Raw genomic sequence first — 11,594 nt, forward strand, 5'->3', positions numbered from 1 at the left:
GTGGCGCGGCGCGCCGGGTGGCCGGGTGGCGGGGCACCCCGTGGTCCAGTGGCGCGGTGCCCCGCGCAGGTCATGTCAGCAGGGCGGACAGGGGTGCGTCGGGAGTGGCGACGGCCGCGGTCAGCAGGGTGATGAGGGAGGCTGCCATGCCCTCCACCGTCTCCCGCTCGAACAGGTCGGTGTTGTACTCCACGAAGCCGTCCAGGCCCTCGGGCGTGCCTTGGGGGGCGCGCTGTTCGGTGAGGCCGATGGAGAGGTCGAAGTGGGCGACGTGCAGGTCCACCGGTTCGGGGCGGGCGTGGTTGCCGCCGAGGGTGAAGTGGCGTTCGGGGGCGTTGTCGAGGGTGAGGAGGGTCTGGAAGAGGGGGTGGCGGGCGGTGGAGCGGGCCGGGTTGAGGGCTTCGACGAGTTGTTCGAAGGGGAGGTCCTGGTGGGCCCAGGCGGCGAGGTCGGTGTCGCGGACGCGGGACAGCAGCTCGCGGAAGGTGGGGTCGCCGGAGGTGTCCGTACGGAGGACGAGGGTGTTGACGAAGAAGCCGACGAGGTCGTCCAGGGCCTGGTCGGTGCGGCCGGCGACGGGGCTGCCGAGGGGGATGTCGGTGCCGGCGCCGAGGTGGGTGAGGAGGGTGGCGAGGCCGGCCTGGACGACCATGTAGAGGCTGGTGCCGGTGTCGCCGGCCAGGGTGTGGAGGCCCTGGTGGAGGTCGGCGGAGAGATGGATGGGGAACATGTCGCCGCGGTAGGTGGTGACCTCCGGGCGGGGGTGGTCCAGGGGGAGGGGGATTTCGGCGGGGAGGTCGGCGAGTGCGGCTCGCCAGTAGGCGAGTTGGGAGGAGTAGGTGCTGTCGGGGTCGGTGGGGTCGCCGAGGAAGTTCTGTTGCCAGAGGGTGTAGTCGGCGTACTGGACGGGGAGCGGGGTCCACTGCGGCTCCTCGCCCGCGCTGCGCGCGTCGTACGCGGCGGCGAGGTCGCGGGAGAGCGGTGCCATGGACCAGCCGTCGCCCGCGATGTGGTGCAGGAGCAGGAGGAGGACGTGCTCGTCGGGGCCGGTGGCGAAGAGGGTGGCCCGCAGGGGGTGTTCGGCGGTGATGTCGAAGGAGTGGGTGGCGGCCTCGTGCAGGGCGGGGGCCAGGCCGTCGGGGTCCGTCTCGACGACGGTGAGCAGGTCGCGGCCGGAGTCGGGCGGCAGGATGATCTGCTGGGCGGCGCGGGCGCGGCGGGGGAAGACGGTGCGCAGGCTCTCGTGCCGGGCGACGAGGTCGCCGAGGGCGGCCCGTAGGGCGTCGTGGTCGAGTTTGCCGGAGAAGCGCAGGGCGAGCGGGATGTTGTAGGTGGGGCTGGGGCCTTCGAGGCGGTGCAGGAACCAGAGCCGGCGCTGGGCGTAGGACAGGGGTACGGCTCCGGGGCGTACCGCGGGCCTGACCGGCGGGCGGGCCTGGGCGGTGGCGGAGTCCAGGCGCCGGACGAGGGCGGCGACGGTGGGAGCCTCGAAGAGAGCGCCGATGGGCAGTTCGACGCCGAGGGCGGTGCGGATGCGGCTGATCAGGCGGGTCGCCATCAGGGAGTGGCCGCCGAGGACGAAGAAGCTGTCGTCGATGCCGACGCGGGGGACGCGCAGCACGTCGGCGTACAGCCCGCAGAGGATCTCTTCCTTCGGGGAGCGGGGGCCGCGGCCGCCGAGTTCGGAGCGGGGGTCGGGGGCGGGCAGGGCCTTGCGGTCGACCTTGCCGTTCGGGGTGAGCGGCATGGTGTCGAGGGCCACGAGGGCGGACGGCACCATGTAGGCGGGGAGGCGGTCGCGCAGGTGGCGGCGGAGGGCGGTGGCGTCGAAGGCTTCCCGGGAGACGGGGACGAGGTGGGCGACCAGGCGGGCGTCGCCCGGGGTGATCTCGCGCAGGTTGACGGTGGCCTGGGCGACGGCGGGGTGGGAGTCCAGGACGGTCTCGATCTCGCCGAGTTCGATGCGGAAGCCGCGCATCTTGACCTGGGAGTCGGCGCGGCCGATGTAGTCGAGGTGGCCGTCCGCGGTCCAGCGGACCAGGTCGCCGGTGCGGTACATGCGGGCGCCGGGGGCGCCGAAGGGGTCGGGGACGAAGCGTTCGGCGGTGAGGGCGGGGCGGTTGAGGTAGCCGCGGGCCGGGCCGGTGCCGCCTACGTACAGTTCGCCGGTCACCGAGGGGGCGACGGGGCGCAGGGCGCTGTCGAGGACGTAGACACGCATGTTGTCCATGGGGCGTCCGATGGGGACCGTCCCGGCGATCCGCCGGGGTGCGCGCAGCGCGTGGTACGTGGCCGACATGGTGACCTCGGTGGGCCCGTAGACATTGCAGACGCGGGTGTCGGGGCAGGCGTCGAGGATCTTCTGTACGGCGGACGGGGAGGCTGCCTCACCGCCCGTCCAGACCTGCCGGACGCCCGCGAGCGCGCCGGGGCACTCCTCGGCGAGCAGGTTGAACAGGGCGGTGGTGAGGAGGACGGCGGTGATGCGGTGGGTGGTGAGCAGGGTGCGGTAGTCGTCGGGGGTGAGGTCGCCGGGCGGGGCCATGACGAGGTGGCCGCCGTTGAGGAGCGGGACCCACAGGTCGAAGGTGGAGGCGTCGAACGCGGTGGAGGCGTGGCCGAGCACGGTGTGCCGGGCGCCGTGGGGGCTGTCCTCGGCCCAGCAGTGGTCGGCGGCCAGGGCCACCACGTCGCCCTGGGTGACGGCGATGCCCTTGGGCGCGCCGGTCGAGCCGGAGGTGTACATGACGTACGCGACGGAGTCGGCGTACGCGGCGGGAGCGGTGGGGTCGGTGGCGGGCAGCTCGGCCACCGTCTCCGCGCAGGCGTCGACGGCCAGGGCCGGGACGCCGGGGAGGTAGGCGGCGGCCGGCAGGTCCTGCTGGGTGAGGACGACGACGGCCTCGGTCTCGGCGGCGATCAGCCGCATCCGGGCGGCCGGGTAGCGCTTGTCGAGCGGTACGTACACGCCGCCCGCCTTGAGGACGGCGAGGATCGCGACGACCAGGTCGGCGGAGCGGTCCAGGAGGACGGCGACGCGGCGCTCGGCGCCGACTCCGTACGCGTCGGACAGGTGCCGGGCGAGGCGGTTGGCGCGGGCGTTCAGCTCGGCGTAGGTGAGGGTGGTGTCCTGGAAGGTGAGGGCGGGGGCGTCGGGGTACGCGGCGGCCTGCGCCTGGAACGCCTCGGCGAGGGAGGTGCGCCGGAGCGGCCGGTCGGTGGCGTTGACCTCGCCGAGCAGCAGGGCCCGTTCGTCGGCGGTCAGGACGTCGAGCTGGGCGAGCGACTGGTCGGGGTCGTCGGTCACCGCGTCGAGCAGGGCGACGAAGCGGGCGGCCAGCGCCTCGACCGTACGCCGGTCGAAGAGGTCGGTGCTGTACTCGATCGCGCCGTCCATGCCGGGCCGCTCGCCGTGCGCGCCGCGCCGTTCGGTCAGGAAGACGGACAGGTCGAAGCGGGAGGCGTCGACGTGGACGGGCTCGGTGCGGGCGGCGTGGCCGCCGAGGGTGAACTCCCCTTCGGGCGCGTTGTCGAGGGTGAGCATGGTCTGGAAGAGGGAGTTGCGGGCCGCCGAGCGGACCGGGTTGAGGGCTTCGACGAGCTGCTCGAAGGGGAGGTCCTGGTGGGCCCAGCCGGTGAGGGCGGTGCTCCGTACGCGCTGGAGCAGTTCGCGGAAGGTCGGGTCGCCGGAGGTGTCCGTCCGCAGTACGAGGGTGTTGACGAAGAAGCCGATGTGGTCGTCCAGCGCCTGGTCGGTACGGCCCGCGACGGGGCTGCCGAGCGGGATGTCGGTGCCGGCGCCGAGGCGGGTGAACAGGGCGGCCAGGCCCGCCTGGAGGACCATGTAGAGGCTGGTGCCGGTCTCGCCCGCGAGGGCGTGCAGGCGGTGGTGCAGCCGCGCGGGGATCTCCCAGGTGATCGAGTCGCCGCGGAAGGAGGCACGCTGCGGCCGTGGGCGGTCGAAGGGCAGGGCGATCTCCTCGGGGATGCCCTTCAACTGCTCGCGCCAGTAGGCGATCTGGCGTCCGTAGACGCTGTCGGGGTCTTCGGGGTCGCCGAGGAAGTCCCGCTGCCACAGGGTGTAGTCGGCGTACTGGACGGGCAGCGGCGTCCACTGGGGGGCCCGCCCGGCGCGGCGCGCGTCGTACGCGGTCGCCACGTCGCGGGAGAGCGGCGCCATCGACCAGCCGTCTCCGGCGACGTGGTGGAGCAGCAGGAGCAGGACGTTCTCGTCCGGGCCGACGCGGAAGAGCTTCACGTGCAGCGGCAGGTCGGCGGTCAGGTCGAAGCGGTGCCGGGCGCCTTCCTTGAGGAGCGCGCGGAACGCCTCCGGGTCGCCGGGGACGTCCTCGGTGACGGTGAGGATGTCGAAGGCGTCGGGGTCGGTGGCCGGGTCGAGGACGACCTGCTGCGGGGTGCCGCCGGTCTCGCGGAAGACGGTGCGCAGGCTCTCGTGCCGGGCGAGCAGGTCGCCGAGGGCGGCGCGCAGCGCGTCCTCGTCCACCGGGCCGTCGATGCGCAGCATCAGGGGGATGTTGTAGGTGGGGCTGGGGCCTTCGAGGCGGTACTGGAACCACAGGCGGCGCTGGGCGTACGACAGCGGCAGCACCTCGGGGCGCGGCATGGGCCGCAGGGCGCTTCGGGTGCGCGCGGTGGACAGGCCGAGGCGTTCGACCAGGGCTTCGACGGTGGGGGCCTCGAAGAGGGCGGCGATGGGCAGTTCCACGCCGAGGACCGCGCGGACGCGGCTGACCAGGCGAGTGGCGAGCAGGGAGTGGCCGCCGAGGGCGAAGAAGTCGTCGTCGATGCCGACGTTCGGGACGCCGAGGAGGTCGGCGTACAGCTCGCACAGGATCTCCTCCTGCGGCGAGCGCGGGGCACGGGGGCCCGGTCCGGCGCCGGTGCGGGCCGGGTCGGGGGCGGGCAGCGCCGTGCGGTCCACCTTGCCGTTCGGGGTCAGCGGCAGCGCGTCGAGGACCGTGATGACGGACGGCACCAGGTATTCGGGCAGCCGGGCGAGCAGGTCGCGGCGGAGGTCGGCGGCGAGGGTCTGCCGGGCGGCGTCATCGGCGGGCACGACGTAGCCGGTCAGGCGGAGGTCGCCGGTGCGGTCGGCGCGCGCCGCCACGGCGGCCTGGCGTACGGCCGGGTGGGCGCCGAGCGCCTGCTCGACCTCGCCCGGTTCGATGCGGTGGCCGCGCACCTTGACCTGGTCGTCGACGCGGCCGACGAACTCCAGCTCGCCGTCGGCCCGGCGCCGTACGAGGTCGCCGGTGCGGTACATCCGGGCGCCCGCCGGGCCGAACGGGCAGGCCACGAAGCGTTCGGCGGTCAGCGCCGGGCGGCCGAGGTAGCCACGGGCCAGGCCCGAGCCCGCGAGGTAGAGCTCTCCCGCGCCGCCGTCCGGCACCGGCCGCAGCAGCGCGTCGAGCACGAACAGCCGTACGTCGCCGATCGGCGCGCCCAGGGCGGGCAGCGTCCGGCCGGACAGCGGCTCGCCGACCGTGGCGCACACGGTGGCTTCGGTCGGGCCGTACGCGTTGACCATGCGGCGGCCGGACGACCAGCGTTCCACCAGGTCGGCGGGGCATGCCTCGCCCGCCACGACCAGCGAGACGACGCCGGGCAGCGTCTCCTTCGGCGGCAGGGCGGCCAGCACCGACGGCGGCAGGGTGGCGTGGGTGACGCGCTGCTCGGCGAGCAGGTCCTCCAGTCCGGCGCCCGGCAGCAGCCGTTCCCCCGGCGCCATGACCAGGGCGGCGCCCGTCAGCCACGTCACGCACATCTCGGAGACCGACGCGTCGAAGCTGGGTGAGGCGAACTGCAGGACGCGGCTCTCCCCCGTCACCGCGAAGCGTTCGGCCTGTGCGGCGGCCAGCGCGGCGAGGCCGGTGTGGGAGACCACGACGCCCTTCGGCGTGCCCGTCGAGCCGGAGGTGTGGATCACGTACGCCGGGTGGGCCGGACGCAGGCCGGTCGCCGGGTCGGTGTCCGGGTACGCGGACAGGTCCCGGCGCAGCGCCGCGGCGTCCAGGACGAGGGCGGGCGCGGTGTCGGCGAGGACGAAGGCGCGCCGTTCGGCGGGGTAGTCCGGGTCGACGGGTACGTAGGCGCCGCCCGCCTTCAGGACGGCGAGCAGCGCGACGGCCAGTTCGGCCGAGCGCGGCAGCACCACGGCCACCAGCGCCTCCGGGCCCACGCCCTGGCCGGTCAGCCAGTGCGCGAGGCGGTTGGCGCGGGCGTTCAGCTCGGCGTAGGTGAGCGAGACGTCCTCGAAGACCAGGGCCGTGGCGTCCGGCGTACGGGCCGCCTGCTCGGCGAACAGTTCGGGCAGGGTGCTGTGCCGCACCGCCGGCCGGGCGGCCGACGCGTGCCGCCGCAGCCGCTCGTGCTCCTCGGTGGTCAGCACGTCGAGGTGGGCGAGCGGTACGTCCGGTGTGGCGACGGCGGTCTCCAGGACGCGGACGAGCCGGGCGGCGAGCGTGGCGACCGTGGAGCGGTCGAAGAGGTCGGTGCTGAACTCGACGAAGCCGTCCAGGCCGCGCGGTTCGCCCTGCGGGCCCTGGCGCTCCCAGAGGCTGAGGAAGAGGTCGTACTTGGCGGTGCCGGTGCTGACCAGCTCGGTACGGGTGCGGACGCCGAGCCGGTCGAAGCCGCCTTCGGGGGCGTTCTGCACGGCGGCGACCACCTGGAACAGGGGCTGCCGGCCCGCCGACCGCACCGGGTTGAGGGCTTCCACCAACTGCTCGAAGGGCAGGTCCTGGTGGGACCAGGCGGCGAGGTCGGTGTCGCGGACGCGGCGCAGCAGGTCGCGGAAGGTCGGGTTGCCGGAGGTGTCCGTCCGCAGCACGAGGGTGTTGACGAAGAAGCCCACCAGGTCGTCCAGGGCCTGGTCGGTGCGGCCCGCGACGGGGCTGCCGAGCGGGATGTCGGTGCCGGCGCCGAGGCGGGTGAGCAGGGCCGCCAGGCCCGCCTGCACGATCATGAACAGGCTGGTGCCGGTGTCGCGTGCCAGGGCGTGCAGGTCCGCGTGCAGGCTCGCGGGGAGTTCCAGGTCCAGCGCGTCACCCCGGTACGTCGCGCGCCGGGGGCGCGGGCGGTCGTACGGGAGCGCGATCTCCTCGGGGAGGCCGGTCAGTTGCCGTGTCCAATAATCGAGTTCCCGCCCTTGGACGCTGGTGGGGTCCTGGGGGTCGCCGAGGAAGTCCCGCTGCCAGAGGGTGTAGTCGGCGTACTGGACGGGCAACGGGGCCCACTGCGGTGCCCGGCCCTGGCGCCGCGCGTCGTACGCCGCCGCCAGGTCGCGCGAGAGCGGCGCCGCCGACCAGCCGTCGCCCGCGATGTGGTGCAGCAGCAGGAGCAGCACGTGTTCGTCGGGTCCGACCTGGAACAGCGTGGCGCGCAGGGGCAGTTCGGCGGCGATGTCGAAGGTGTGGCGGGTGGCCTCGCGGAGCAGGCGGCGTACGTCGTCGGGGCCGGTCCGTACCACGGAGAGCACGGGCGGCAGTCCGGCCAGGTCGTCCGGGCCGAGGACGACCTGGTGCGGGGTGCCGCCGGCCGTCTCGTGGAAGACCGTGCGCAGGCTCTCGTGCCGGGCGAGCAGGTCGTCCAGCGCGGCGCGCAGCGCGTCGTGGTCCAGTTCGCCGGACAGGTGCAGCGCGGTCGGGACGTTGTACGTGGCGCTCGGCCCCTCCAGCCGGTGCAGGAACCACAGGCGGCGCTGGGCGTACGAGAGCGGCAGCACGTCGGGGCGCGGGAACGGCCGCAGGGCCGGGCGGCTCCCGGAGGCGGCGGCGTCGACGTGTGCGGCGAGCGCGGCGACGGTGGGTGCCTCGAACACGGCGGTGATGGGCAGGTCCACGTCCAGGGCGGTGCGGATGCGGCCGATCAGGCGGGTGGCGAGCAGCGAGTGGCCGCCCAGGGTGAAGAAGTTGTCGTCGATGCCGACCTGCGGCAGGCCGAGGATGTCGGCGTACAGCTCGCACAGCACGCCCTCGCGCGGGGTGCGCGGCGCCCGGCCGCCGGTGTCGGCGCCGAGGTGGGCCAGGTCGGGCGCGGGCAGCGCGGCGCGGTCGACCTTGCCGTTGGGCGTCAGGGGCAGGGTGTCCAGCGCGACGAGGGCGGACGGGACGAGGTGGGCGGGCAGCCGGTCGCGCAGGTGGCGGTGGAGGTCGGTGACCAGGGCGGCGGTGGTCAGGGCCGCGCCGGGATCGGTGGTGTGCTCGGCGAGCGGCCCGGTGAGGTCGCCGGCCGGGCGGCAGAGGCCGACGGCGACCGCCGAGGCGAGGTCTTCCTCCGGTGCGAACAGTACGTCGTACTGGCCTTCCGGGCTGTCGGGCGCCCAGGTGGCGGCCGTCCACAGGCCGAGGCGGGCGCCCAGTCCGGTGAGCTGCTCGGGTTCGACGCCGTCGGTGGTGCCGGGGGCGGCCAGCCGGGAGCGCGCCTCGTCCACCGGCAGCCCCGCCGCGACGGCGGCCGCGGCCGCCGCTTCGCCCGCCAGGCGCGGGTTGGGCACCCCGGTCAGGCGCAGCCGCTGTCCGGGCCGCTCGCGCAGGGCCTGTGCGAGGGTGGTCTCGTCGGTGACGTCCCGGCCCCAGACCAGGCGGGGGACGTCGGCGAAGGAGACCGTACGGGCGGGCCGCTTGTGCAGGACGGCGTCGTAGCGGTGGCGGGTCAGCTCGTTGTGGTGGCGGGTGCCCTTGAGCTGGAGGGCGGTGTCCGTCACGTCCGGCAGTCCGGCGGGCAGCGCGGCGAAGAAGTCCGGGTCGACCAGGAGTTCCTTCTCCAGGCGGACGCTCTGGTCGATCACCGCGCCGAGGGCGCCCGGCTCGGTGTCCGCTCCGGCGCGGTGCAGTTCGACAGCCGTACGGAAGAGGCGGAGCAGGCGGCGGTTGCGGAGGTCGCCGACGAAGACCCGGCCGCCGGGGGCCAGCAGGTCCACGGCGTTGCGCAGGACGCGCAGGAAGTAGGCGGCGTTGGGGAAGTACTGGGTGACCGAGTTGATGACGACGGTGTCGAAGTAACCGGTGGGCAGGCCCTCGGTCACATCGGCGGGCCGGCAGCTCAGCTCGACCTTGCCCGCCAGCTCCGGTACGGCGGCGACCTGGCGGCGCAGCCGCTCGACGGCCGGGGCGGAGAAGTCCGCTCCCCAGTACGCCTCGCAGGCGGGCGCCACCTGCGACAGCAGCAGGCCGCTGCCGACGCCCATCTCCAGCACCCTGCGGGGCTGCAGCGCGAGGATGCGCCGTACGGTCTCGGCGCGCCAGTCGCGCATCTCCGCGACGGGGATCGGGGTGCCGTCGTAGCTGCTGTTCCAGCCGCCGAAGTCCTCGCCGAACGGCGGCTCGTCGTCCTGCGCCTTGGCCTCGTCGGCGTAGACCAGGTCGTGCATCTCCTGCCACTCGCCGACCTGGTGCGCGTCGGCCCCGGCGGCCGGCGCGGGGCCGTCGGCCGGTACGACGTAGCCGACCAGGCGGACGTCGCCGGGCCGGTCCTCGCGGGCGGTGACCACGGCCTGCCCGACCGCCGGGTGCGCGCCGAGCACCTGCTCGACCTCGCCCGGCTCGACGCGGTGGCCGCGCACCTTGACCTGGTCGTCGGCGCGGCCGACGAACTCCAGCTCGCCGTCGGCCCGGCGGCGCACCACGTCGCCGGTGCGGTACATCCGCGCGCCCGCCGGCCCGAACGGGCAGGCCACGAAGCGCTCCGCGGTCAGCCCGGAGCGGCCGAGGTAGCCGCGGGCCAGGCCGCTGCCGGTGACGTACAGCTCGCCGGTGCCGCCGTCCGGCACGGGGCGCAGCGCCGCGTCGAGCACGTACAGGCGCACGTCGGCGACCGGTGTGCCGAGGGCGGGCACCACGCGGCCGGACAGCGGCGCGCTCACCGACGCGCACACCGTCGTCTCGGTCGGGCCGTACGCGTTGATCAGGCGCCGCCCGGCCGACCAGCGTGCGGCCACGTCCGGCGGGCACGCCTCGCCCGCCACCGCCAGCGTGGTGAGCTGCGGGAGGGTGGTGTGCGGCGGGAGGGCGGCAAGGACGGACGGCGGCAGGGTGGCGTGGGTGACGCGCTGTTCGGCGACCAGTCCGGCGAGGCCCGCGCCGGGCAGCAGACGGGCGGCGGGGGCCATGACGAGGGCGGCGCCGGTCAGCCAGGCGACGCAGAACTCGGCGACGGAGGCGTCGAAGCTGGGTGAGGCGAACTGCAGGACGCGGCTCTCCCCCGTCACCGCGAACCGTTCGGCCTGTGCGGCCGCCAGCCCGGCGAGGCCCGCGTGCGGGACGACGACGCCCTTCGGCGTGCCCGTCGAGCCGGAGGTGTAGATGACGTACGCGGCGTGGGCGGGGGTGAGGCGCACGCCGGGGTCGGTCGTGGGGTGGCCGGACAGGTCGCGGGGCAGGGACTCCTCGTCGAGGACGAGGACGGGGGCCGCGTCGTCGAGGATGTAGGCGCGGCGGGCCTCGGGGTACTCCGGGTCGACGGGTACGTACGCGCCGCCCGCCTTCAGGACGGCGAGCAGGGCCACCGCCAGCTCCACCGAACGCGGCAGGACCAGCGCCACGCGGGTCTCCGGGCCCACGCCCTGCCCGGTGAGCCAGTGCGCCAGGCGGTTGGCCCGTGCGTCCAGCTCGCGGTACGTCAGGGTAGTGTCCTCGAAGGCCAGCGCCGTGGCGTCCGGGGTGCGGGCCGTCTGCCGGGCGAAGAGCTCCGGGAAGGGAGCGGCGGAAACCGCGGCCTGCGTCATGTCGTTCACTGGTCCTCCACTCGTCGGCCGGCGCCTGGAGCGGGCCGTTCAAAAGATGCGAAAGCGCTGATGGGGGTGGGTTGCCCGGTCCGTGGCCGCGCTGGAAGGGTGACCCCCGTGACGGGGACGCGCGGACAGCCGACGGCAGTGGTGGCGGGTACGGACGAGGTGCTCGGGGCGGTCCCGGCGTACGAGGGGCTGCTCACCGGCGTGGAGCGGCGGCGCGCGGACGCGTTCCTGACCCTGGCTCTGCGGGCCGACTTCATCGCCGCGCACGTCCTGGTGCGGCTCTGCGCCGCCCGGCTGCTGGACCGGCCAGCGGACTCCCTCGTACTGGAGCAGCGGTGTCCCGGCTGCGGCTCCGGCGAGCACGGCAGGCCGGGCCTGGCCGGGCTGCCGCAGGTGTACGTGAGCCTGTCGCACACGACGGGCGTGGTGGCCGCCGTGGCGGGCCACGAGCCGGTCGGCGTGGACGTGGAGCGGCGGACGCTGCCGGACAGTGTGCGGGGCGCGGCGGGCCGGGTCCTGAGCGCGGCCGAGCGGGCGGCGATGCGCGAACATGCCGACCCGGACGCGTACTTCCTGCGCCAGTGGGTCCGCAAGGAGTGCTTCGTCAAGCTGGGCAGGGCGACACTGGGCGGGCTGGCCGCCGTGGACCTCTCGGGGCTGCCCGACGGGAGCGCCGGCCCGTACCGCCACGGCGACCTGTACGTGCTCGACCACACGGACGCGCGCCGGGACGCCGTGGCGGCCGTGGTGAGCACGGCACGGCCCCGCTTCGGCGCGGCGGTCCCGCACGTAAACCCTGAGCACCCCACCGGCCTGGAACGCCGCAGCACCTGACCGCCGC

2 protein-coding genes are annotated in these 11,594 nt (G+C 74.9%); one reads left to right on the forward strand and one right to left on the reverse strand.

What is annotated here, in order from left to right; genetic code table 11:
* Positions 1 to 70 precede the first annotated feature (70 nt).
* The gene (locus EJG53_RS12900; RefSeq protein ID WP_125044964.1) at positions 71 to 10,753 is read right to left on the reverse strand and encodes a non-ribosomal peptide synthetase; all 10,683 of its coding nucleotides are present in this window, start codon (positions 10,751 to 10,753) and stop codon (positions 71 to 73) included.
* 108 nt (positions 10,754 to 10,861) lie between these two features.
* Here EJG53_RS12900 and EJG53_RS12905 point away from each other — a divergent pair, with 108 nt between their 5' ends.
* Positions 10,862 to 11,587, forward strand: a complete 726-nt coding sequence (locus EJG53_RS12905) for a 4'-phosphopantetheinyl transferase family protein (protein WP_218041914.1) — start codon at positions 10,862 to 10,864, stop codon at positions 11,585 to 11,587.
* Positions 11,588 to 11,594 lie beyond the last annotated feature (7 nt).

The organism is Streptomyces chrestomyceticus JCM 4735 (assembly GCF_003865135.1).
Classification (GTDB): domain Bacteria; phylum Actinomycetota; class Actinomycetes; order Streptomycetales; family Streptomycetaceae; genus Streptomyces; species Streptomyces chrestomyceticus.